Below are 21,940 nucleotides of genomic sequence, written 5' to 3'. Positions count from 1 at the left end.
CCCGTGCTGCTGGCCTCGGTCAACCTCAACAAGCGACTCGGCGCCGCCGGCGCCCGCTCGAACCTCGCCGCGTGGCTCCGCGAGCACCGCGTCAAGGTCCTCCTCGCGCAGGAACCGTTCAAGCCCGTCGACCGGACCCCACCCGCGATCGGCGGCTTTGTCTTCGCCGGTGGAGACGGCGGCCTGGCCGTGTGGGTCAGCGAGGACCTGCTGCGACCCCAGGTCTCCTCACCGCGGCCGTGGGTCCAGCGCGTCGAGCTGGAGTGGCTGGTCGTGCTGCAAGTCCACCTCGACGCCTACACCAGCACGAACCGTGCGGCCCAGCTGGCGGAACTGAGGGAGATGGCTGCCGCCGAGCAGGGGCGACCGCTGCTGATCTGCGGGGACTTCAACCTCGCGCCCCGGCCCGAAGACGGCATGTTCGGCGACGACCCCAGCACTTTCACCGGCGAGGCCGAGCGCACGGAGCTGCGGCACCTGATGCAGGATGCGAGCGTCGTCGACACCACCGCCGACGAGGTGCCCGCCTTCACCTTCGAGCGGGTCTTCTCGGGCAAGCTCAGCCGCTTCCGCTGCGACCTCGCGCTCCTCAGTGATCACCTGGCAGTCACGACGACCGTCACGGCCGACGCGTCCGTGCGGACCGCCCCCAGCGCCTTCACCGACCACTCCGCCCTCCTGCTGGAACTGCCCGTCACGCTGGAAGCCGCCGAGCCGGACGATGTGCTTTTCGCCCTGAGCGACCTCACCGGCGAGGACGCCGCCGCTCCCCGAGCGAGGAAGGAGTACCAGCCGCACAAGACCGCCATGAGCCGCCAGGCTCCCTCACCGGCCTCCCGGGCGGTCACCGAGTACCTGGCCGCGTCCCTCGGCGTCCGGACTGTCCTGGACCACGGGTGCGGCCGTGGCGCAGACGTTGCCCACTACCGGGCGGCCGGCCTGGAGGCTGAAGGGTTCGACCCGTACGCGGCGTTCGGCTGGCCCCGCCCCGATCGCGCCGGGTTCGACCTGGTGACCTCGATGTTCGTCCTGAACGTGTTGCCGGACCCCTGGCAGAGGATTCAGGCACTGAGGGACGCCGCTTCCTTCGCTCGGCCGGGAGGACACCTCGTCGTCGTCACGCGCTCCCCCGACGAGATCGCGAAGGCCGCAGCGGACGGCGGCTGGCCGGCACACCACGACGGCTTCTGGTCCAGCGAGAGCAAGGGGACCTTCCAGCGTGGCATCGACCCGCACGAGATCACGGCCCTCGCCCGCCAAGCAGGGCTTGCCCCCGCCGTCGGCGCCCCGATGCTTCCGCTGCCAGGGGTATGCCATGCCGTCCTGCTGAAGCCTGAGGCGTAGGGACGCCCCAGCCCAGTCCTACCGGCACTGCCGTTGGCCTGCTGCTGGCCCGACCGGGTGCGGGCGGCAGGTCAGCGGTTGCCTGTCCAGACGACCCGATCAGCGAAGCCCCCGCGCTCATCCGCCTTGGCGCACCGGATCTTCTCCAACTGCGCCGGATCCACGCCGATTTCGGCGACGAGGGCCAGCAGCACTTCAAGAACGTCCGCCGCTTCGCCCTTCTTCGCCTCGTCGTCGGCCTCAAGGAACTCGTCGACCTCTTCGAGGAGCTTGGCCTCAAGCCGCTGGCGGTACTCCTTCCGGTCCGCGATGTACGTGACCGGCTCCTCGCCGTTGTCGCGGATGATCTCCGGAATCCGGTCCCGTACGAGCTTGCCTTCCAAGACGTTGCTGCTCACGCCTGTTCTCCAGCGCTGATCGCCACAGGGAGGCCCCAGTTGCCGCCCCTCGTGCCACAGCAGCCTAGGGAAGGCGCCTCCATCTTCGCCATGAGAACCACCAATCCCACCCGTTCGGAGGGGCGCGTCTCGGCGACCACAGGCGGGGCGACTAGACCAGGGGTGACGTCTGCTGTACTATTTTTCTTGTTGGTGGAGAGCAGCCGCCGACACCGCCCGGAGAGCAACCGGGCCACCGACCCGAAGCGAAAGCCACCCACGTGCATCCCGCAACCCTCTTCGACGTGCCCGCACCCGCGGTGACCGTCCCCACCCTCCCCGCCGGTCCCGTGAACCCCGGCCGCACCCTTCGCCAGTACGGCGAGACCGACCGCTGGAGCTACCTCGGCACCCACCAGCCCTCATGGCTGGAGCGCCCCGAGTTCGGCGGCAGCATGGTCGTACCGCTGTGCGTCTCCCACCGTCGACTCGCCGCCCGCCGCACCCTGCCGCGCGCCAGCACCCCGTGGATGCTCGACAGCGGAGGCTTCACCGAGCTCAGCCTGTACGGCGAATGGACGGTACCCCCGGCCCAGTACGCCACCGCCGTCCGCCGGTACGCCGACGAGGTCGGCGAACTGGAACGCTCCGCGATCCAAGACTGGATGTGCGAACCGCAGATCCTCGCCAAGACCCGCCAGAGCATCTACGACCACCAGAGCCGGACCGTCGCCTCGTTCCTCAACCTGATGTGGCGCGACGACGAGCTCCCCTGGATGCCCGTCCTCCAGGGCTGGACTCTCGACGACTACCTCCGGTGCGTCGACATGTACGCCGCCATGGGCATCGACCTCACCCTGGAACCGCTGGTCGGCCTCGGCTCCGTCTGCCGCCGCCAGTCCACCAAGGAAGCCGTACGCATCGTCGAGCGACTGCACGGACTCGGCCTTCGCCTCCACGGCTTCGGGTTCAAGGTCACCGGCCTCCGCGAGGTCCACCACCTGCTCTACAGCTCCGACTCCCTCGCCTGGAGCTTCAACGCCCGCCACCACGCCCCCCTGCCGGGCTGCACGCACAAGACGTGCTCCAACTGCCCCCGGTACGCCCTCGCGTGGCGAAACCGCCTCTTGGCCTCCCTGTCCGACTGGCACCAGGACACCGCCGTCTCCCTGCTCCACCTCGCGGCCTGAACCAGCCGTTCCCGCCCGGGGCGCACCAGCCGCCCCGGGCCCACCTCCAGCCTCGAAAGGCCCGCGCCATGACCGCGCTCTTCCTCTCAGCCTTCCTGCCCGACACCCCCCGCAACCGCGACAGCCTCGCCGCCGCCGGGAAGCGGATGACCGAACTCGCCTACCGCACCCGCACCTCCCCAGTCGACGAGCCCGACGGCTGCACCCGCACCCGCTGCGCCGGAGTCCACAACGGCTACCCCGGCAGCGAACACCGCTGGGCCCTGCACTGCTTGCTCTGCAACCAGGACATCGACGTCTTCCCCAGCCACATGCGCAAGCGCACCGGAGCGAACCCCGCCCCGCCCCGCCGTCACAAGGGCTGCACCCACTCCGGACCCCGCCGCGCCGCCAAGCGCGCCGCCCGCTACGCCGAACTCGGCATCGCCCTCCCCGACTGGGACACCGACGCCCACGCCGCGCTCGCCACCTGACCGGCGCCGAACCGGGGCGCGACACAACCGGCGCGCCCCGGCAACTCTCCCCACCACTCCCACCACGACCAGAGGTAGCCATGACCACCACCGACGTCACCGTGAAGAACAGCAGCGAGCTCGCCCAGGGCGACATCGTCCTTACCCACGGCATGCGTATCCGGCTCGACTTCGGCGCCGCCCACACGCGCCCCTCCGGCACCTTCTACGCCTGGACCGGAACCGTCCTCAACCTCGACGACATCCGCGACCAGGGCATCATCCCCATGTCCTGCCTGCGCACGCAGCGATGGCACGACGGCAAGGGCTGGGTCACCGACCGCGAAGACGTCTATGTCGTGCAGGGGATCGACTACCGCAACTGGCTCGTCGAGAACCCCTCCTAGTTCCTCCCCGCTCGGGGGCGCGCCCCGCGCCCCCGCCGCCGACAGCCCACATCCTCGCGGCCCGTACGCCGCCGTCTCCCGGCCGGAGAGCAACCGGCCACCGACCCGAACAGAAGGCACCCATGTCCAGGTACGAGTCCATGCGCTGCACCGCCTGCACCATCACCCACGACCGCCACGCCCCTCGCGAGATCGCGGGCCACCGCTTCCGCATGCACATCGGACGCCCCCGAGCCTGGCGCCTGGCCATCTCCTGGGAGCGCCAGATCGGCAGCGCCACCTACATCTTCAGCCTCGTCCCGGCCCGCAACCGGCCCCAGCGCAACGGCGGTGAACTCCTGGTCCACCGAGTCGCGGCGACCGGCACGACCGAGCAGGTCCACTACTTCCGCATCCCGTCCACGCCGGACTACTACGCCCTGCTCGACCAGGCCGGTTCGCCCCTCAACTGACCCCCACCCGAGGCCGCCCGCCCTGCGCGGGCGGCCCCGCCCCAGGAGACCTCCCATGTCCCGCACGACCCGCTCCCACACCATCGCCACCCACTTGACCAACGGGGGCCTTGCCCACCTTCGCCTCACCGAAGCCGAGCAGCGCGACGGACACCCCGGCCGGCACGACGCCGACGGCTTTGCCGTCCGGCAGCACACTGACCGCGCCGGCACGCCCGTGGTCATCGCCGGGGCCTACGGCCCGGACTGGTTCGCCACGATGCGCGAGATCATCCACCGCCTGGAGCAGCCGTACATCAGGTGCACCGTTCTCACCGACGAGCCCGGCCTCGCCGACCACGAGGTTCTGGTCCGCTGGGCCACCTCCGCCGAGCTTCAGGAACGCAAGCGTGCCCAGACCCGAGCCCAAGCCCCGCTCCTCGCGCTGCTCCGGCAGAACCAGGCCGCAGCCAAGGCGGACGCTGAGCGGCAGGCCCTGGAGGACGCCGGTCAGACCAGCCTGTGGTGAGCCCTGACTCAGCACGCCCAGCGAGCTGACACGGCCGCGCCTCGCAGGCGGCCGATCGGGAACAGGCCGGGCGGGCCCCGGGCCTCAGCGGGCCCGCCCTTTTCACCACGCGCCGAGTCCGAGATCTGAGCCGATGTCCAATCTCCTCGCGCGGCGGCCCTCTCGTCGGCACACTGGGCCGATGAGTCTGCTCGACGCCGCCCACTACACGCCCGACGAGATGCTGAGGCACCCTCGGCATATCGCCATGCAGCCTGTGCTTGTTCGCCTCATACAACAACTCAGGGCCATCGGCTCAGCGGCGGACGGCTACGAGTTCCAACGGGAGCTAGCTGAGCTGCTACTCGCCGTGGAAGGAGACCGGCGCGAGCTGAAGAGGGCGGCGGACCGGGTCAGGAAGGGCAAGGGGCCGCACCCGCAGGCCCCCGAGCCCCAGTCCGGCCGCGATGTTGCCGAGCATGCGACATGGCTCTTCGAGCACGACCTCTGTGCACGGCTGGCCCGCCAGCTCCGCTCGGTCGGCGACGGGTTCGCGTGGAAAGCCTTTGGGTTCCACCGCCCCTTCATCATCGCCCTCAGCCGCAACGACCCTCCCGGCCCGATCCACGGCAAGGCAGGATTTGCAGTCGAGCAAGCCCGAGCCGAGAGGGCCTACAAGGAGGATGGGCAGTTCGCCCTCCTGCACGACCTCACCAACTGCCTGCGCATCGGGGACATCACGATCTGGGACGAGGTGAACCCGCCGCGCACCGAGGAGATCAAGACCAACCCGAACAACCGTCGCAGCGCCCAGATCCGGCGGATCAACCAGGCCCGCGACGCGGTCCTGGAGGGTGCCCATCTGCCGGGCGACAACCTCGCCGAGCGCCTGTACGAGCTCGATCTCCCCTTGCGCACTCACGTGGACCTGCTGCCGTCGGCTGCCGAGCACGCTGCCGAGCATGGTGTCTTCGCCGCCCCGCTGCCAGGCGCCCGGGTGCTGACCTTCATCGATCAGGTTGCGTGCTCCCGGCTCGGGATCACCGACCAGAACAGCGGCCCCGCTGATCGTCAGCTCCAAGCTGCCCTCCAGAGCGCCGGCATTGCCAGAGACCGCCTGGACAACAACGTGCACGCCACCAGTCTCGACAGCGCCGCCGGTGATCCGAAGCGCGTCCCATGGGCGAGCTACCGCCTCGACTCCGCTTTGTGCGCGAGGCTCATCGGCGACTACGTCTCGTTCAACGTGGAGACCTCCGGGCCGGTCCTGGCCAGGCTGTTGCAGGTTGCCGGGCTGGATGCCAGGTGGGTGCGCCCGTCGGGCAGCCGCGCCGCGCTCAAGGTCGGCGAGGTCGTGATGGAAATTCATCAGCAAGACGAATCGACGGCAGTGTTCCTGCCCGGCGGCCTGAAGATGACCCAGGGGATGACGTTGCAGGTCACCAGGTCAGAGATCGACCGCTATCTCATCGAACTGCTCAAGCCCGGGACTTGGGCCGCTGGCATCAAGCACCTGCTCCGCGCGCAGGAAGTGGGTAGGCCGTGGCCGCACTACCGGGACGAGCACGAAGTCTGGGTCTAGCTCTGTGCCGACGAGGGCCTGCTCGTCGGCACAGAGCTACTGGGCGGGGTGGGCGGTGATCCACTCGTCGAGGTCGCCGCCTTCCATCCAAATGAGCGGGCGGGCAGCGAGCCACCCGGCAGTGTCGTCCTCGTCGGCCGCGGTGGCGGCGTACGTCTCGATGCGGTCAATGATCACGTACGCCTCCGTGTAGAAGCCCTTCGGCGCGGCAGGGTCGTTGTTCATCGCCTTACGGATCTTGCGGACGTCATCGACGTAGTCCTGGAGCCGGATGGCGCAGCCCTCGCCGTTCTCGTCGACAGAGCTGCCGTTGAGGCAGCCGATGTCGTGCGTGGCCCACCAGTCCATCGTTTCCCGCCACTGGGCCGTGACCGGCTTCGCGGGAGCCTTCGCCGCGGGCTGCGTGGCAGCGGGCTTGTCGCCGGAGGTCGCGTGCGTCGCTTCCGAGCAGGCCGTCACGATGGTCATCGTCGAGGCGGCGAACAGAATGCTCGCCACTGTCTTTCCCCACCCCTTGATCATGGCTCGATCATGCCACGGCACCCCTGGTGACCTGCGGCGCAGTACAGGGAAGGGCCCCGGCATGTGCCGGGGCCCTCCTGAAAGCCGGTGCGCACGTCCCACCCCCGTGGGAACGGGCACACCGAGTTCGTCACGCCAGCAGGCCAGGCGCCGTCGGCGCGGTCGGGAGGAGCGCACCGAGGGCCTTCGCCGCGGCGATGACGCTGCGGTCGGCCAGATACGGGCCGACGATCTGGATCGCCAGCGGCAGACCGTCCCGGTTCTTCCCCGCCGGCATCACGAGCGACGGCAAGCCGACCGGGGAGGCCAGGTTGATCCAGCTCGTCTGGTCGTAGAAGCTGCGCCGCACGCCGTCCACCGTGATGTACCGGTCCGCAGCAGGGACGGACGTCTGGTCCAGGACAGCGGCCGTCGGCGCGGCCGGGGTGATCAGCAGGTCGTGCGTCTCGAAGTACGCCGCCCACTTCGCGCGGAGCTTCTGCCGCTCCTCGTCGGCGCGCGCCCAGTCGCGGTGCCGCATGGTCCGCGACTTCAGGTACAGGGCCGAGGGGGAGTCGTCGGGAACGGACTCGGCGGCCTTGACCTCTCCGGCGAACGCGGCGTCGGACGCCGTCGCCGACGAGGTGGCGTACATGAGCTGGGTGAACAGGGTGTTGCTCTTGGCGAAGTCGACGGGCCGGGACGTTTCGTCGAGGACGGCGCCGGCGGCGCGGGCTTCACGGGCCACCTGCTCCAGCAGGTCGCGGGTCGCGGTGTCCACGCGGCAGAACTCGTCGTCCGCCCAGATACCGATGCGCTGCCCGCGCAGCGTCGTCGAGACCGGCGCGGGCAGGTCGACGCGCCAGGCGTCACGGTCGGCGGGCGCGGGCGCGGCGAGGACGTCGAGCAGGAGGTCGAGGTCGTCGGCGTCGCGGGCGATCGGCCCGAGGGTGAGCATGTCCGAGCTGGTGAGCCACCCGGGCGGGCGGGGGATGTGCCCGCGGGTCGGGACGATCGGCGACGAGCTCCGCGAGGTACGGAGCGCGAGCACACCGCAGTATGCGGCCGGAAGGCGGAGCGATCCGGCGAGGTCGGAGCCGACCTCCAGCGGGCTCATGCCGGTGGCGACGGCGGCGGCCGGACCCCCGGAAGAGCCACCAGCGGTGTGAGCGGACGAGAAGGGGTTGCTGGTCGTCCCGAACAGGCTGTTGGAGGTCTGGAGGTCCTGGCACATCGGCGGCACGTTCGTCTTGCCGACGATGACGGCCCCAGCCTGCCGCAGGAGCGCGACGACGTCCGCGTCCCGGTCGGGAACATGGCTGGCCAGGTCTGGACTTCCGCACGTCGTGCGCAGTCCGGCGGTCTCCAACGCGTCCTTGACCGTCATCGGCAGGCCGTGCAGCGGTCCCAGGGTCCGCCCGGTGCGCGCCAGGTACTGGTCGGCCTTCTCGGCGGCGGCGCGGGCGCCCTCGACGTCGAGCGTCGCGACCGCGTTCACGCCCGGGTTGACCTGGGCGTGGTGCGCGAGGACCTGGTCCAGCAGCTCCCGGGCGGTGACGGTGCCCCGCCGGAGAGCGGCGAGCTGCGCGCGGGCGCTGGAACGGTACAGAGCGGACGTGCGGCTCATGGCGTCCTTCACGTTGGTGGTGGGGGAGGCCACGGCCACGGAGGGCAGGGAAGCTGCGGCCACGCCGGTGGCAGCGGCGGTGAGCAGGGTTCGACGATTCACGGGCGGGTGGCTCCCGATGTGGTGGCGGGCTCAGGTCGCGGCGCCGGCACGGTGAAGTGCCGGGCGACTCGGACGAGGTGGGCGAGTTCCTGGCGAGGGTTGAGCGCGTCCAGAGCCGCGTCGGCGTACGACGAGGGGGCCTCGACCGGGCCCTCGTGGCGCTGGACGAGGGCAGCGTGGATCTGGGCTGCGGTGACGGCGGCGACGCGGTCGCGGCGCGAGCGCCACCACGCGAACCGTTGCTGCTCGGCAGCCGCGCGTGCCTCGGGGGCGAGGTACGGCCGAAGCTCGATCTGGGCGTCGCGGATCTCGACGGACCGGCGGTACAGGTGGAAGGAGACGTCCGTCGAGTCGGAGCCCGGCTCGACGAGGACGATGCTGGGCTCGGCGGCGGACACCGCACGCCACAGCGGCTCCAGCGTTCGGTACTGCCGGGGCTCCTTCCGGGCGGTCCAGGAGGCGGCGATCTTGTGGGCGACGAGCGGGATGAAGTACCCGATCTGAGTGATCGTCGCGCCGATATCGCCGCAGATCCAGGCGTACGGCTCCAGCGGCTTGACGCTGAATCCGTAGGTCGCACCGAAGATCGCCAGCAGGCGGATGCCGCTGTACCCCAGGGTGATCACTGCGCCGACGGCGATGATGCGCAGGCCCCTGGCGATCCACGGATCGCTGGTCTCCCGGGCGTACTTCCAGCACACGCGGGCGAGGTAGATCTCGGCAGCGGTGTAGGTGCACATGTACAGCAGCAGATAGGTCTGGAAGACCGGGTCGTGCGCGTAGTACAGCGTGAAGTCGGTCGGCCGCTGCGACACGGGCGTGAGCAGGGCGAACAGCACGGCCATAACCACGATGACCGTCAGCGCCCCGGACATGAGCCACCGGACTCGGCGGGCCGCCTCGGTGGCCGGCTTCGTCCAGAAGGCCAGGACGCTTGCCTGGAGCCCGAGGACGAGGACGACGCAGCCCTGCGCGAGCGGTACGGCGATGTTGGTCACGCCGAGCCAGCCGTCGATACGCACCCATACCGGGGTCAGCGAGATTGCGTAGCTCAGGGCCGAGAAGAAGTACGTGAACGCCAGCGCGGTCAGTGCTGGGTCACGCCTGCCCGCCCGCAGGTCGCGCAGGAGCAGCAGGAAGCCGCTCCCCGCGATGACCAGGCAAAGCGGGTGAAGAAGGTCTTTCAAGGTTTTCTCTTACATATCAGGCATCGCGCCGCATGAGAGTGCGCGCGATGCGATTCGCCGACTCGCTCTTGGAGGTCGGGCGGCTGGTGAGCACATGTGCCTGGAGGAGGCTCCCGACCGCTTCTGCCCAGCGTTCGGGGTCCTCGTCGTATTCGGTACGGCCGAGGACCGTGACGAGCAGATCGTCATCGAGGAGGTCCAGGTCGAAATCCTCTGCGGGCGCGGCGCCACGGTGGCCCAGGAGGAGGTGGGCCAGCTCGTGGGCAATGATGTGATCGCGGTGAGCAGGGCTGGTCTCGGGGTCGTACCCGATGTAGTTGCCCTCACCCCTTCTGACCACCAGGCCGCACGGCAGGGATCCGTCGGTCTTCTCGTGCGGGGCGATGTGGATCGGTTCGCCGATCTTCGCCTCCACGAAAGGGACGAGGTCCCGAACGCTCGTCGCCGGGGGGAGGCCCAGAGACTCAACGAACTCGCGACACTGGCCAACCAGCGGATCGACGGCAATCGCCTCGGCGCTGATGGCGCGACGTGCACGGCGCCTCATGGGGTTGCTCCTTGTGCTGGTGATGCTGCGCCCCGGTCAGATCTCGGCCGAGGCGGACGGCTCTGGCGGCAAGCCTTCGAGCCGGCGAACGTGTTCGATCATGGCCGCAGCCGCATCCAGGCCCTGAGGAGACAGTCCGACCGCACGCATCGCGATCCCTGTCACGCGGGCATCCTTCAGCCGCTCCAAGTCGGCCGTGCTCACGCCTGCCGATTTGAAGCGCTCCAGCGCCTCCAGCTGCGCCACCAGCTTCTCCGGGTCCACGCCCTGATTCATGCGCTGGGTGAAGCTCTTGAGCTGCCGGTGCAACTGCTCCGGGGTAGCCCCCGTGGCCTTGAGGCCGTTCAAGCGGTTGATCATGACGTTGACGGCCGCGGCGGTGGCGTCGTTCGCCCAGTAGTCCCGAGGGACGGCGAACATGTCGGCCAACGCGTCCATGGTCTTCTTCGTCGGGTTGTCCGAGCGCCCCGTCCGGAGCTGCCAGATGTAAGTGCCCGACGGCGCCGGCATGCCCTCCTTTTCGAGCATCCGGACGACTTCAGGGTTGCTGAAGGGCCCCCGGGGATCGTTCGTGCACAGGAAGTCGAGCCGCTCCGCGAAGCTGTCGTCTTCCGGTGGTTCCTGTCTATCGGCATCGGTCACGATGGCACCTCCCCTCCTAGATTCATCTCACTTCAGAGAACCAGACCGGATCGCCAGGTTCCGGTTGGGGAGGCTATCAACTCAGGTTGACGCAGCTCGCGGCAGGGGGGTGCCCACGATCCTGCTCCAGGGGTGTGTTCACCTGGGTGCACGCCTGCGCGGCATTTCGCCCCACACCGAGGGGGCCCGTTCACCTCAGTTCATCGGAACGGTACTCTCCGGTTTGTTCTCGGCTACGCTGCGAACTCAGGTTGCCCGCCCTGCTCTGAGCTGGGGGCTTGCGACGCATACGCGGGCACCTTCCGGATGAGAGTTGACCAGGGCCCCCGCGACCGCGCGGGCCCGCTCTTGGGGATGGGACGGATGGACGTGACGCTTTCCGCCGCCGAACACGGCTTGGATGTCGGGCTGCTGCTGCCCTCACTGGGGCCGAGCTCGCGGCTCGTTCTCGGACGAGAAGCCGCCTTCTGTGTGGGGCCGGACGTCGCGCCGGCCGACGCGATGGAGCGCGCCGTCGCCACCGCCCGCCGAGCCCTCCCGCTACTCCTCAAGGGCACACCCGCGGCTCTCGCGGCGAGCGAGAACGTCCTCTCCGTGGTCCGCGAACTCGTCGACATCACCGCCCGGGACCGGTCCAGCACCGACATCCTCGGACGCATCACCTTCGACGGCGCGCACGTCACGGTCTCCGTCGGCGAGAAGCGGCAGCCCCTTCCTCGCCCTGAGGTCGAGCCCGGCCTCTACCTCGTCAACCGAATCGCCGACGAGGTCGGCCAATATCGCGGCGACGAAAACGGTTACGTCGTCTGGGCCGCCGTGAGCGGCGAATAGCGAGTACGAATTCACGTGCAGCCGCGCCTCGCGATCGCTTCGGGCGCGAGGCTGACCGGCCGCTGGTGGCGCAGGTGGCTGCATCCCGCTCGCGGGGCGGTCGAGGCTGGGGCGGTGAGTGATTCGCAAGGCCCCCTGCGGGCATAGCCTGCGCGAAATCTCCCAGGAAATAGTCGGCGCGCGGGCGCGACGTCGTCAGGGGCGGGTCCGAAGGCTCCCGGAAATGCCGGCCGGACGAAAAGGGGCGGGCTTCGGGTGACGCAGGTCACGCATGCCGTCCACATGTTGGACGCTTGGGCCGGAGTCGGAAGCCTTCGGAAGACCTCCTGGGCGACGTTCATGGGAGCTGCCGGGCCTGCTGTACGCTTCGGCATCGTTCATCCGGCAGACGGCGCCAGTCACCTGGTTCCAAGACTGTCCCGCGAAAGTAGCCGCGAAAGTAGCCACGAGACCCCGGTCTTAGGGTGTTCGTGCAGGTCATAGCGTTTTGGCTACTGTCCCCGGCGTACAGCCCGACTCGTCTGCCCCTCAGGCCACTGACCTGCGATATCACAGGCCAGTGGCCTCTTCTGGTGAAATCGTGCGCGTCGCCTCACCCCGGTCCGTGCCGCGGCGAGCCGGAACTCGCGGCCACGTGCACAGCCGCGGAAGCAGCCGTCGCGAGGCCGCCTGTGCTCGGGTCGAGGGCCCCCGTCCGGAGGCGGAGGCCCCTCACCTCAGAAGGCGCCGTTCAGGAGCCACCAGGTCCCGTTGGTCCGCTCGCCCGCCCGGAGGCCGCCCGTGCCCGTGCCCGGGTACTGGACCAGCCAGCCGGGTTCGGACATCGCGAGGAGGTCCGGCCGGCCGTCGCCCGACCAGTCGCCGTTGGCGATGAGGGTCGTCATGGCGTTCCAGCCGCCCTTGCCGACCAGCACGCGGGAGCCGAGCGCGCCGGGCTTGCCCGGGTAGAGCCAGAGGCGGCCGGTCGACGCCTCGCGGGCGTAGAGATCGGCCCGGCCGTCGCCGTTCATGTCGCCGACGCCCGTCAGGGCGTTCATGCTGTTCCAGCCGCCGGTGCCGATGAGCTTGCGGGCACCCAGGGTGCCCGTGGACGTACCCGGGTACAGCCACAGCCTGCCGGTGGACTTCTCCACGGCGAGCAGGTCGGACCGCGCGTCGCCGGTCAGGTCGCCGAACGCGGTGATCCGGCTCATGCTGTTCCAGCCGCCGGCGCCGATGAGCCTGCGGGCGCCGATGCCGCCGGTGCCGGTGCCGGGGTAGAGCCACAGCTTGCCGGTCGCGGTCTCGCGGGCGATCACGTCCTCGCGGCCGTCCCGACTGAAGTCGCCGTGCCGGACCAGGGCGTTGAAGGCGTTCCAGCCGCCCGTACCGACCAGCCTGCCGCTGTCGTCACCGGGCAGGAACCAGAGACGTCCGGCCTCGTCCCGGACGAGGACGTCCGACCGCCGGTCGCCGTTCATGTCGCCGAACCCGGTGGCCTTGGGCGCGGTCTCCGAGTACCAGTAGGGGTACGGGGTCGTCTCGCACTCGCGGGTGGTGCGGACGAGCTTCACCGAACTGAAGGAGGCGTCCGCGCCGAAGTGTGTGGCGTAGCGGTGATCGGGCTCCAGGGGGTAGTAGTTCTGGTTGCGCCCGTAGTTCGCATTGTCGTAGAGACAGGCGATCATGGACGTGCGGTTCTGGACCGTGTCGAGTTTGTCGTTCCAGGTGCCCAGCGTGGCCCTGCTCGTGTTCGTCTTGAACATCGGGCCGGTGCTGTCGCCGGACTGCCGGGCGCAGAAGTACCCCGAAGGGCAGCCGTTCACCGCGGCCTCCGCGGGCGGGGCACCCGCCCCGAGCAGGCCGAGCGAGGTGAGCCCCAGCGCGGCGGCCGTCGCGGCCAGGCGCCGAAGAAGTGGTCTGTGCATGGAGTTCCTCCCCTGAACGCGGTGCGCCCGTGCTTTCGATCCACACCGCAAGGAGGACCGTAACCGCAGTCTCCGTCCAGCTGCCGAGCGGTTCCCCGGAGGGTGGTGCGGGGTGCGGCCACCGGCCGCCCGCCGGTGGCCGGCCGGATACGGGGCGGAGGAGGCCGAACCCGTCGCCCTCCGGATCGGACAGGACGGTGAGACGGACGGCTCAGGCCAGCACCTCCACCGTCCAGTGGGGTTCGCGGTCGTCGGTGCGGATCACGACCGGCTTGGGGGCGGGGGTGGGCTCCTCGAAGAGGTCGCGGCCGAGGGCGAGGCCGTTCTGGGTGATGACGTAGGTGCCGGTGCCGAGGGCGGCGAGGTCGGTGACGGTGGTGACGCCCTCGGGGGTGATCCGCTGGAGGCGCCAGACCGAGGCGGGGGTGTCGTCGGGGCGGACCAGGGCCGGGGTGCGGTCGGTGCCGGGGGCGGTGACCCGGTCCTCGGTGCCCTTCACGGTGAGGCGGAAGCCGCCGTCGGCCGCGCCGACCGCCCACTCGGCGGTGCGGTGCTGTTCGGCGGGGAAGCCGATCAGCATGCCCTCGTGGACCCCGACCGGGGCCCCCTTCGCGTACAGCCTGACGATCCGGTCGTGCTCCGACATCGCTCCTCCAGCGGGGACGGGCGGCTTGGTGCCCCCGATACTGCCCGGGGCGTCCGCCCGGTCGCCGCAGGCTGTCGGAGGGCTCGCCCGACTGGCCCATCCCCGGCGCCGGAGCGGGGCGCGAGGCGCTCCGGCGGGTACGGCTGGGGCATGACGCTTCCTGTGGAACGGCTCCGTGAGCCGGCCGTGCGCGCCTTCGTCGCCGCGCTGAACTCGAACGACCGGGCGGCCTTCGCCGACGCGCTCGCACCCGGCGCGACCATGTCCGACGACGGGTCCGAGCGGGACCTGCGGGAGTGGACCGAGCGGGAGGTGTTCGCCTCGCACGGGCGGATGGAGGTGGAGAGCGAGGGGGAGGCCGGCCTCGCGCTGGTCGCCACCTACAGCAACGACACCTGGGGGGCCATGCGGACCGCCTGGCGGTTCACCGTCGAGGGCGGGAAGGTGTCCCGCTTCGAGACCGGGCAGGCCCCCGCGGAGTGAGACGTCAGCCGCGGCCGACGTAGGGCATGGTCGTGGCCATCACGGTGGCGAACTGCACGTTCGCCTCCAGGGGGAGGGCCGCCATGTGCGTGACGGTCGCGGCGACGTCCGCCGCGGCCATCACCGGTTCGGCCGCGAGCTCGCCGTTGGCCTGGAGGATGCCGGTCTGCATGCGGGCCGTCATCTCGGTGGCCGCGTTGCCGATGTCGATCTGGCCGCAGGCGATCCGGTACGGCCGGCCGTCCAGGGACAGCGACTTGGTGAGGCCCGTCATCGCGTGCTTGGTGGCCGTGTACGCGATCGAGTGCGGGCGCGGCACATGGGCGGAGATGGAGCCGTTGTTGATGATGCGGCCGCCCTGCGGGGACTGCTCCTTCATGGCCCGGAAGGCCGCCTGGGCGCAGAGGAAGGCGCCCGTCAGATTGACGTCGACGACCGCGCGCCAGGTGTCGTAGGACAGCTCCTCCACCGGGGTGCCGCCGCCCGCGAACGTCCCCGCGTTGTTGAAGAGCAGGTCGACGCGGCCGAAGCGGTTCCGTACCGCGTCGAAGAGGGCCGCCACCGCCTCCGGTGAGGTCACGTCCGTGGGCACGGCGAGGACGCGGTCCCGTGCCAGGCCCTCGGCCGTCTCCTCCAGGGGCGCGAGCCGCCGGCCCGCGAGCGCCACCGACCAGCCCGCCTCCGCGAGGGCCCGTGCCACGCTCCGGCCGATGCCCGAACCCGCTCCCGTCACCACTGCGACGCCCATGCCGAACCCGCCTTCCAGCTCCGTGTCGCCCCCGGCCGCGCAGCGTACGCCAGACGCGTGCCCCATGAACTCATCCGTCCGACACGTGGATGACCTGTCCCCGACAAGGCGATCGCGGGCCCCTCGCACACCTGCGGACACCGACCGTCAGGGATTGGGCACCTGGCGCCCGCATCGCAGCACACCTCGGCCCATGGCGAGGAACTCCGCGCCGCCGCGCGCCCCTTCGGCCCGCACCTGAGGTTCGTCAACGGGCGGCGCGGCTACGTCACGGTCGCCCTCGGCGAGGAGAGCGCCCGCGCCGGCTTCCGTACCGTCCCGTACGTGACGACGCCGGGCGCCCCGGTCACCACCGCGGGCTCCTTCGTCACGGTGGCGGGCGATCCGGGCCTCAGGCCCGCGTGAGCTCCTGCGGATAGCGGACGCCGACGCGGTCCCGTACCGCGTCGAGCGTCCGCATCACCGCGAGGGTGCCGTCCAGCGGCACCAGCGGCGACTCCGTCTCACCGGCCCGCAGGCAGCGCATCACCTCGGCGGCCTCGTGGCGCAGCGAGTGCGGGTCGTCCGTGTTCACGAACTCCTCCGGCTCGGCGCCCTCGCGGTGCAGCGTGAACCGCTCGGGGAAGAAGAAGCCGCGCGGCACGTCGATCCGGCCCTTCGTGCCGGTCACCGAGGCGGTCAGCGGGGTGTCCGCCTCCAGTGAGCACGACAGCAGTGCCGAGGCGCCCGACTCCCAGCCCAGCAGCATGCCCGTGTTCAGGTCGACGCCCTCGGGGGAGATCCGCGCGTGCGCCTGCACCGAGTCCGGCTCGCCGAGCAGCAGGTGGGCGAAGGACACCGGGTACACACCCAGGTCGAGCAGGGCCCCGCCGCCGACCGCGGGGTCCCGCAGCCGGTGGTCGGGGCCGAAGGAGCCGGCGAGCCCGAAGTCGGCCTGCACGGTCCGCACCTCTCCGACGGCCCCGTCCCGGACCAGCTCGGCGAGGCGCCGGATCAGCGGGTTGCAGTACATCCACATGGCCTCCATGAGGAAGAGGCCGCGGTCCCGGGCGAGCGCGACCAGCTCCTCCGCCTCCCGCGCGTTCAGCGTGAACGCCTTCTCGCACAGGACGGCCTTGCCCGCCTCCAGGGCGCGTCCCGCCGCCTCCCGGTGGGCGTGGTGCGGGGTCGCCACGTACACCACGTCGACCTCGGGGTCGGCGAAGAGGCCGTCCCAGCCGCCGTACGCCCGGTCGATCCCGAACCGGTCCGCGAAGGCGCGCGCCGACGCCTCCGTACGGGACGCCACCGCCACCACCTCGGCGCCGTCCAGCTCCGCGAGATCCGTCGCGAACCGCTCGGCTATCCCGCCGGTCGCGAGCACGCCCCACCGTATGCCGTCACTCATGCCGTCCCACCCCATCAGTTTCGTCGCGTCCGGTCGAGCTGAGAGCATAGGCAAGGTTTCAACGAAACGGAGCAGTCGATGCCGGAAAGCGGCCAGAAAACAACACAAGGAAACATAGCCGGACCTTCCCCGGCCGCTTCCGCCCCTGTCGCCCGACAGGTCGGACTGCTCGTCACCCTCGTCCTCGGCGGGCTCACCGCCCTTCCCCCTCTGTCCATGGACATGTACCTGCCGGCGCTGCCGGAGGTCACCCGCTCGCTGGCCGCCCCCGCCGCGACCGTGCAGCTCACCCTCACCGCGTGCCTCGCCGGCATGGCCCTCGGCCAGCTCGTCGTCGGCCCCATGAGCGACAAGTGGGGCCGTCGCAGGCCCCTCCTCGCCGGCATGGTCGTCTACGTCCTCGCCACCGCCGTCTGCGCCTTCGCGCCCACCGCGGAGCTGCTCATCGCCTTCCGGCTCCTCCAGGGCCTCGCCGGCGCCGCGGGCATCGTCATCGCCCGCGCCGTCGTCCGCGACCTGTACGACGGCGTCGAGATGGCCCGCTTCTTCTCCACCCTCATGCTGATCTCCGGCGTCGCGCCGATCATCGCCCCGCTCATCGGCGGCCAGATCATGCGGATCACCGACTGGCGGGGCGTCTTCCACGTCCTCGCGCTCATCGGCGTCGCCCTCACGGTCGTCGTCTGGCGCTTCCTCCACGAGACGCTGCCCCCGGAGCGGCGCCAGCAGGGGGGCGTCGGGCAGGCCCTGCGCACCATGCGCGGCCTCCTCGCCGACCGCGTCTTCACCGGCTACATGCTGGCCGGCGGGCTCGCCTTCGCCGCCCTCTTCGCCTACATCTCCGCCTCCCCCTTCGTCGTCCAGGAGATCTACGGCGCCTCCCCCCAGACCTTCAGCCTCCTCTTCGGGCTCAACTCCATCGGCCTCGTCGCCGTCGGCCAGATCAACGGCAAGCTCCTCGTCGGCCGGGTCAGCCTCGACAAGGCGCTCGGCTGGGGCCTCTCCGTCATCCTCCTCGCCGCGGTGGCGCTGCTCCTGATGACGAGCGGCGTCTTCGGAGAGGTCGGCCTCGTCCCGATCGCCGCCGGACTCTTCGTCCTCATGTCCGCGATGGGCCTGGCCATGCCGAACACCAACGCCCAGGCGCTGATGCGGACCCCGCACGCGGCCGGCTCCGCCTCCGCGCTCCTCGGCACCTCGTCCTTCCTCATCGGCGCGATCGCCTCGCCGCTCGTCGGCATCGCGGGCGAGCACACCGCCGTCCCCATGGCCGTCGTCCAGCTCGCCTGCGCGGCCGCCGCGCTCGCCTGCTTCCTGCTCCTGTGCCGCCCCTGGCGCGCCACCCGGGCCACCTGACCCCGGGCGGACCGGTGCGGCGGGCCCGGCTCGAGGCGGAACGGGGGCGCGGAGGCGACGCCTAGACTGGATCGGTGAACGTCTCCACCCCTTCCGCCGAGTCCCTGCGTGCCGCCCTCGCCGGGCTGCTGGACGGGCTCCCGCCCTCGCAGACCGCCAAGGCCGTGGAGCGGCTGATCGCGCACTACCGGGGCACGACCCCCACCGACGCGCCCGTGCTCCGGGACCGTTCGGACGTGGCCGCGTACGCGGCCTACCGGATGCCCGCCACCTTCGAGGCCGCCCGCGCCGCCCTCGGCGCGCTGCGGGACGCGGCGCCCGGGTGGGTGCCGGGCAGCCACACGGACGTCGGCGGCGGGACGGGCGCCGCGAGCTGGGCGGTCGCCGAGGCGTGGGCCGGGGCCCCGCCGCGTACCACCGTCCTCGACTGGGCCGAGCCCGCGCTCGCCCTCGGCCGAGAGCTGGCCGCGGGGGTCCTCGACGTCGCGTGGCGGCGCGAACGGATCGGCACCGCGCTGCGGCTCGACGACACCGACCTGGTCACCGTCTCGTACGTGCTCAAGGAGCTGACCGAGGCCGACCGGGCCGCGCTCGTCACCGAGGCGGCCCGGGCCGCGCGCGGAGCCGTCGTGATCGTCGAACCCGGCACCCCGGACGGCTACGAGCGGATCATCGCCGCCCGCTCCGTCCTGATCGACGCCGGCCTCACCGTCGCCGCGCCCTGCCCGCACAGCGGCGCCTGCCCGATCGAACCCGGCACCGACTGGTGCCACTTCGCGGCCCGGGTCAGCCGCTCCTCGCTGCACCGCAAGGTCAAGGGCGGTTCGCTGCCGTACGAGGACGAGAAGTACGCGTACGTCGCCGCCACCCGGTTCCCGGCGATCCCGGCCCCCGCCCGCGTCACCCGCAAGCCGCAGCTCCGCAAGGGGCTCGTCCTCCTCGACCTCTGCGGCCCCGAGGGCCTGGGCCGCGAGACCGTCACCAAGCGCCACGGCCCCCTCTACAAGCGGGCCCGTGACACCGAGTGGGGCGACTCCTGGCCGCCGGAGCCGGAGACCGACTAGGGCCGCAACTCCTGCGTGCAGCACTTCACGCTGCCGCCGCCCTTGAGGAGTTCGCCCAGGTCCATGCCGATGGGGTCGAAGCCCCGGGCCCTGAGCGGGGCGAAGAGGCCGGTCGCCGTCTGCGGGAGCAGCACGTGGCGGCCGTCGCTGACCGCGTTGAGACCGAGCGCCGCCGCGTCCTCGTCGGTGGCCAGGAGGGCGTCGGGGAAGAGCCGGGCGAGGACGGCACGGCTGCCGGGGGAGAAGGCGTCGGGGAAGTACATGACCTCGTCGGCCGCCTCGTCGAGGACGCACAGCGCCGTGTCCAGGTGGTAGTAGCGAGGGTCCACCAGCTCCAGGCCGATCACCGGCCGGCCGAAGAACTCCTGGGCCTCGCCGTGGGAGAGCGGGCTGGAGCGGAAGCCGGTACCGGCCAGGATCCAGGAGGCGGTGACGGCGAAGTCGCCCTCGCCCTCGTTGACGTGCTGGGGGAGCCACAGGTCCTCCTCCGCCCAGCCGCTCCGGCGGAACCAGGCGAGGTGCGCCTCGGCCTCCGCCGTCCGCTCGGGGTAGGCGAACCGGGCGCCGAGGACCCGTCCGCCGACGACGGTCGCGCCGTTCGCCGCGAAGACCATGTCGGGCAGCGCCGGGTCGGGGTCGAGGAGTTCGACGGTGTGCCCGAGGGCGAGGTAGCGGTCGCGCAGGTCCTCCCACTGGGCGAGGGCGAGCGGCAGGTCGACGGGTTTCGTCGGGTCCATCCACGGGTTGATGGAGTACGTCACCGAGAAGTGCGCGGGTGGGCACATCAGGTAGCGGCGGGGCGAGGACTCGCGCGGAGTGGGGCGCAATCGGGCCTCCTCACGGACGGGCGGCCCGCGGGGCGGGCCGTGGTTCGGTGGAGCCATGGTCCGCTCTCGCGGCCCCGAGCGCAGTGGACCGTTCGGGTGGTTCGCTCCCCGCACACCTGGGCGATCCCGCACCACCCGGAGGACGAGACGGCTCGTCTCGCCGGATGGTAGGTTGGTGTCATGCCCGCACACCAGGACACCGCCGGGACCCCCGCGCCCCGGACACCCGCCGCCAGGACGTCCGCCGCCAAGGCCCCCGACGCCTCCCGCCGCAGCGAGCGCTCCCGCCGCGCCATCTTCGACGCCGCCCTCGCCCTCGTCTCCGAGACCGGCTACGCGAAGACCACCGTCGAGGGCATCGCCGCCCGGGCCGGCGTCGGCAAGCAGACCATCTACCGCTGGTGGCCCTCGAAGGCGGCCGTCCTCCTCGACGCCTTCCTCGACCTCGCCGCCCGCGCCGCCGAGGAGGCCGGAGCGGCCGAGGGGCAGACCGAGCTGCCCGACACCGGCGACCTCGCCGCCGACCTCCGGCTCGTCCTGCGCGCCACCGTCGACGAACTCAACAACCCCCGCTACGACGCCCCCACCCGCGCGCTCGCCGCCGAGGGCTCCACCGACCCCGAGCTCGGCGCCCGCTTCACCGAGACCCTCCTCGAACCGCAGCTGAACGTCTTCGCCCGCCGCATCGAGGCGGCCCAGGCCGCCGGCCAGGCGGACCCCGGCGTCGACCCGCGGCTCGCCACCGAACTCCTCGTCGGCCCCCTCCACCACCGCTGGCTGCACCGCACCGGCCCGCTCACCCACGCCTACGCCGACGCCCTCGTCGACCTCGCCCTGCGCGGCCTCGCACCCCGCGCGTGACGGGCGTGAGCGTCGTCACCGGCCCCCGGTTCCCCACTCCGGTCACCCGGGGAGCAGGATGGTGGGACCATGGGCAAGAGCCGAACGGGCGAGCATGAGGTGTGAGGGGATAGATGGGCGACGGCATCGGCCGCTACCGCGGCACGGAGAGCAAACTCGCACAGTGGCTGCGCAGGCGCCCGAAACGCACCGCGGCCGACGACGGGAACACCCGAGAGACGCTGCTCCTGGCCATCGCCGCCGCCGGCCTGCCCCTGGCCCCCGCCGCCCACCCCGTCGGCTACAGCTGCTCCTGTGAGCGGATCGGCTGTCCCACCCCCGCCCGGCACCCGGTCTCCTTCGCCTGGCAGACCCAGTCGACCACCGACCGCGCGCAGATCGAGCGCTGGGTACGGAACCAGCCCGAGGCGAACTTCATCACCGCCACCGGCATGGTCCACGACGTCCTCGACGTCCCGCTGGCCGCCGGCCGCGCCGCCCTGGACCGGCTCCTCGCCGAGGGCGTCGAGGTCGGGCCCGTCGCCCAGTCCGCGGACAGCACCGGCGACGGCGGCCGGATGCTCTTCTTCACCGCCACCCGCGGCACCCCCGAGGACGAGGACGAGTGGTGGCCCTGCGAGCTGGACTGCCATCCCGAGACCATGGACGAGCATCCCGGCCTGCGCTGGCACTGCCGCGGCAGCTACGTCCTGGTCCCGCCCGCCCGGCTGCCCGGTGACGAGGACGACCACCCGGTCGTCGGCTGGCTCCGCGGCCCCGAGCACGCCCTGCCCGACCCGCTGAACCTGCTGGAGACGCTCACCGACGCCTGTGCCCGGCACGCCGCCCAGCGCGAGGCGGACGGCGACGACGAGCACGCCGCCCACTCCGTCGCCTGGCCCCTGACCCGCTGAGCCCGCTGGGTCCGCCGGGACGGTCGGTTCCGCCGAGCCC

Annotated in this window: 24 protein-coding genes and 1 pseudogene; 14 read left to right on the top strand and 11 right to left on the bottom strand. The window is 71.4% G+C overall.

Annotated elements, in window-relative coordinates; translation table 11 throughout:
• Window positions 1-3: 3 nt before the first annotated feature.
• Window positions 4-1,344, top strand: a complete 1,341-nt coding sequence (locus ACFYT9_RS11545; protein ID WP_389162403.1) for a methyltransferase domain-containing protein — start codon at window positions 4-6, stop codon at window positions 1,342-1,344.
• Window positions 1,345-1,415: 71 nt separating this feature from the next.
• Here the strand turns inward: ACFYT9_RS11545 and ACFYT9_RS11540 are convergent, their stop codons facing one another.
• Window positions 1,416-1,742: a nucleoside triphosphate pyrophosphohydrolase gene (locus ACFYT9_RS11540; RefSeq protein ID WP_389162401.1), complete on the bottom strand. Its 327-nt coding sequence runs from the start codon at window positions 1,740-1,742 to the stop codon at window positions 1,416-1,418.
• Window positions 1,743-2,026: 284 nt separating this feature from the next.
• Here ACFYT9_RS11540 and ACFYT9_RS11535 point away from each other — a divergent pair, with 284 nt between their 5' ends.
• From ACFYT9_RS11535 to ACFYT9_RS11510, 6 genes are all read left to right on the top strand, one after another.
• On the top strand, window positions 2,027-2,911 hold the full coding sequence (locus ACFYT9_RS11535) for a hypothetical protein (RefSeq protein WP_389162399.1): 885 nt from the start codon (window positions 2,027-2,029) through the stop codon (window positions 2,909-2,911).
• 68 nt (window positions 2,912-2,979) lie between these two features.
• Window positions 2,980-3,384 (top strand): hypothetical protein, encoded by a 405-nt coding sequence (locus ACFYT9_RS11530; RefSeq protein WP_389162397.1) that lies wholly within the window; start codon window positions 2,980-2,982, stop codon window positions 3,382-3,384.
• An 80-nt stretch (window positions 3,385-3,464) separates the two neighbouring features.
• A complete protein-coding gene (locus ACFYT9_RS11525) occupies window positions 3,465-3,770 on the top strand; it encodes a hypothetical protein (protein WP_389162395.1) in 306 nt (101 codons plus the stop codon).
• Between the two features lie 122 nt (window positions 3,771-3,892).
• Window positions 3,893-4,222 carry a hypothetical protein gene (locus tag ACFYT9_RS11520; RefSeq protein WP_389162393.1) on the top strand — a complete coding sequence of 110 codons (330 nt, stop codon included), beginning with the start codon at window positions 3,893-3,895 and terminating at the stop codon, window positions 4,220-4,222.
• Window positions 4,223-4,277: 55 nt separating this feature from the next.
• Window positions 4,278-4,730, top strand: coding sequence for a hypothetical protein (locus ACFYT9_RS11515; protein ID WP_389162392.1), 453 nt, complete (start codon window positions 4,278-4,280; stop codon window positions 4,728-4,730).
• Window positions 4,731-4,911: 181 nt separating this feature from the next.
• Window positions 4,912-6,291: a hypothetical protein gene (locus tag ACFYT9_RS11510; protein WP_389162390.1), complete on the top strand. Its 1,380-nt coding sequence runs from the start codon at window positions 4,912-4,914 to the stop codon at window positions 6,289-6,291.
• A gap of 36 nt (window positions 6,292-6,327) precedes the next feature.
• On the opposite strand, the gene ACFYT9_RS11505 is transcribed toward ACFYT9_RS11510, so the two are convergent.
• The 5 genes from ACFYT9_RS11505 to ACFYT9_RS11485 all read right to left on the bottom strand — a co-directional run bounded on the left by ACFYT9_RS11505 (window position 6,328) and on the right by ACFYT9_RS11485 (window position 10,897).
• On the bottom strand, window positions 6,328-6,789 hold the full coding sequence (locus tag ACFYT9_RS11505) for a hypothetical protein (RefSeq protein ID WP_389162388.1): 462 nt from the start codon (window positions 6,787-6,789) through the stop codon (window positions 6,328-6,330).
• A 154-nt stretch (window positions 6,790-6,943) separates the two neighbouring features.
• Window positions 6,944-8,521 carry an amidase family protein gene (locus tag ACFYT9_RS11500; protein ID WP_389162386.1) on the bottom strand — a complete coding sequence of 526 codons (1,578 nt, stop codon included), beginning with the start codon at window positions 8,519-8,521 and terminating at the stop codon, window positions 6,944-6,946.
• On the bottom strand, window positions 8,518-9,708 hold the full coding sequence (locus ACFYT9_RS11495) for an MAB_1171c family putative transporter (RefSeq protein ID WP_389162384.1): 1,191 nt from the start codon (window positions 9,706-9,708) through the stop codon (window positions 8,518-8,520). Before ACFYT9_RS11495 ends, ACFYT9_RS11500 begins: the two co-directional genes overlap by 4 nt.
• A gap of 16 nt (window positions 9,709-9,724) precedes the next feature.
• Window positions 9,725-10,255 carry an ImmA/IrrE family metallo-endopeptidase gene (locus tag ACFYT9_RS11490; RefSeq protein ID WP_389162383.1) on the bottom strand — a complete coding sequence of 177 codons (531 nt, stop codon included), beginning with the start codon at window positions 10,253-10,255 and terminating at the stop codon, window positions 9,725-9,727.
• Window positions 10,256-10,291: 36 nt separating this feature from the next.
• Entirely contained in the window at window positions 10,292-10,897 is a 606-nt protein-coding gene (locus tag ACFYT9_RS11485) for a hypothetical protein (RefSeq protein ID WP_389162381.1), read from the bottom strand.
• A 363-nt stretch (window positions 10,898-11,260) separates the two neighbouring features.
• On the opposite strand from ACFYT9_RS11485, the gene ACFYT9_RS11480 reads away from it, so the two are divergent.
• Complete coding sequence (locus ACFYT9_RS11480; RefSeq protein WP_389162379.1) at window positions 11,261-11,728, top strand: hypothetical protein; 468 nt, start codon at window positions 11,261-11,263, stop codon at window positions 11,726-11,728.
• Window positions 11,729-12,444: 716 nt separating this feature from the next.
• Here the strand turns inward: ACFYT9_RS11480 and ACFYT9_RS11475 are convergent.
• Window positions 12,445-13,635, bottom strand: a complete 1,191-nt coding sequence (locus ACFYT9_RS11475; protein ID WP_389162377.1) for an FG-GAP-like repeat-containing protein — start codon at window positions 13,633-13,635, stop codon at window positions 12,445-12,447.
• 211 nt (window positions 13,636-13,846) lie between these two features.
• A complete protein-coding gene (locus tag ACFYT9_RS11470) occupies window positions 13,847-14,281 on the bottom strand; it encodes a hypothetical protein (protein ID WP_389162375.1) in 435 nt (144 codons plus the stop codon).
• A 150-nt stretch (window positions 14,282-14,431) separates the two neighbouring features.
• Here ACFYT9_RS11470 and ACFYT9_RS11465 point away from each other — a divergent pair, with 150 nt between their 5' ends.
• A complete protein-coding gene (locus ACFYT9_RS11465) occupies window positions 14,432-14,764 on the top strand; it encodes a nuclear transport factor 2 family protein (protein ID WP_387275334.1) in 333 nt (110 codons plus the stop codon).
• Window positions 14,765-14,768: 4 nt separating this feature from the next.
• On the opposite strand, the gene ACFYT9_RS11460 is transcribed toward ACFYT9_RS11465, so the two are convergent.
• Entirely contained in the window at window positions 14,769-15,512 is a 744-nt protein-coding gene (locus ACFYT9_RS11460) for an SDR family oxidoreductase (RefSeq protein WP_389162719.1), read from the bottom strand.
• A gap of 231 nt (window positions 15,513-15,743) precedes the next feature.
• Between ACFYT9_RS11460 and ACFYT9_RS11455 the strand changes: the two are divergent.
• A pseudogene (locus ACFYT9_RS11455) lies at window positions 15,744-15,917 on the top strand (alkaline phosphatase); the annotation flags it as partial.
• Here the strand turns inward: ACFYT9_RS11455 and ACFYT9_RS11450 are convergent.
• Window positions 15,904-16,899, bottom strand: coding sequence for a Gfo/Idh/MocA family protein (locus tag ACFYT9_RS11450; RefSeq protein WP_389162373.1), 996 nt, complete (start codon window positions 16,897-16,899; stop codon window positions 15,904-15,906). The pseudogene ACFYT9_RS11455 and the gene ACFYT9_RS11450 overlap by 14 nt on opposite strands.
• Window positions 16,900-16,977: 78 nt before the next feature.
• Here ACFYT9_RS11450 and ACFYT9_RS11445 point away from each other — a divergent pair, with 78 nt between their 5' ends.
• Together ACFYT9_RS11445 and ACFYT9_RS11440 are read left to right on the top strand one after the other, a co-directional pair.
• Window positions 16,978-18,255 (top strand): Bcr/CflA family multidrug efflux MFS transporter, encoded by a 1,278-nt coding sequence (locus ACFYT9_RS11445; RefSeq protein WP_389162371.1) that lies wholly within the window; start codon window positions 16,978-16,980, stop codon window positions 18,253-18,255.
• Between the two features lie 74 nt (window positions 18,256-18,329).
• Entirely contained in the window at window positions 18,330-19,319 is a 990-nt protein-coding gene (locus tag ACFYT9_RS11440; RefSeq protein WP_376601344.1) for a small ribosomal subunit Rsm22 family protein, read from the top strand.
• Here the strand turns inward: ACFYT9_RS11440 and ddaH are convergent.
• On the bottom strand, window positions 19,316-20,146 hold the full coding sequence (gene ddaH, locus ACFYT9_RS11435; protein ID WP_389162369.1) for a dimethylargininase: 831 nt from the start codon (window positions 20,144-20,146) through the stop codon (window positions 19,316-19,318). The two genes, ACFYT9_RS11440 and ddaH, sit on opposite strands and share 4 nt — an antisense overlap.
• 180 nt (window positions 20,147-20,326) lie before the next feature.
• On the opposite strand from ddaH, the gene ACFYT9_RS11430 reads away from it, so the two are divergent.
• Window positions 20,327-21,007, top strand: coding sequence for a TetR/AcrR family transcriptional regulator (locus ACFYT9_RS11430; RefSeq protein WP_387275326.1), 681 nt, complete (start codon window positions 20,327-20,329; stop codon window positions 21,005-21,007).
• A 113-nt stretch (window positions 21,008-21,120) separates the two neighbouring features.
• Window positions 21,121-21,900 (top strand): bifunctional DNA primase/polymerase, encoded by a 780-nt coding sequence (locus ACFYT9_RS11425; protein WP_387275324.1) that lies wholly within the window; start codon window positions 21,121-21,123, stop codon window positions 21,898-21,900.
• Window positions 21,901-21,940 lie beyond the last annotated feature (40 nt).

The organism is Streptomyces sp. NPDC004435 (assembly GCF_042873895.1).
In the GTDB taxonomy this organism is placed as follows: Bacteria; Actinomycetota; Actinomycetes; order Streptomycetales; family Streptomycetaceae; genus Streptomyces.
Note: the sequence above shows the minus strand (reverse complement) of the source record. Positions and strands in the feature narration are given on the sequence as shown.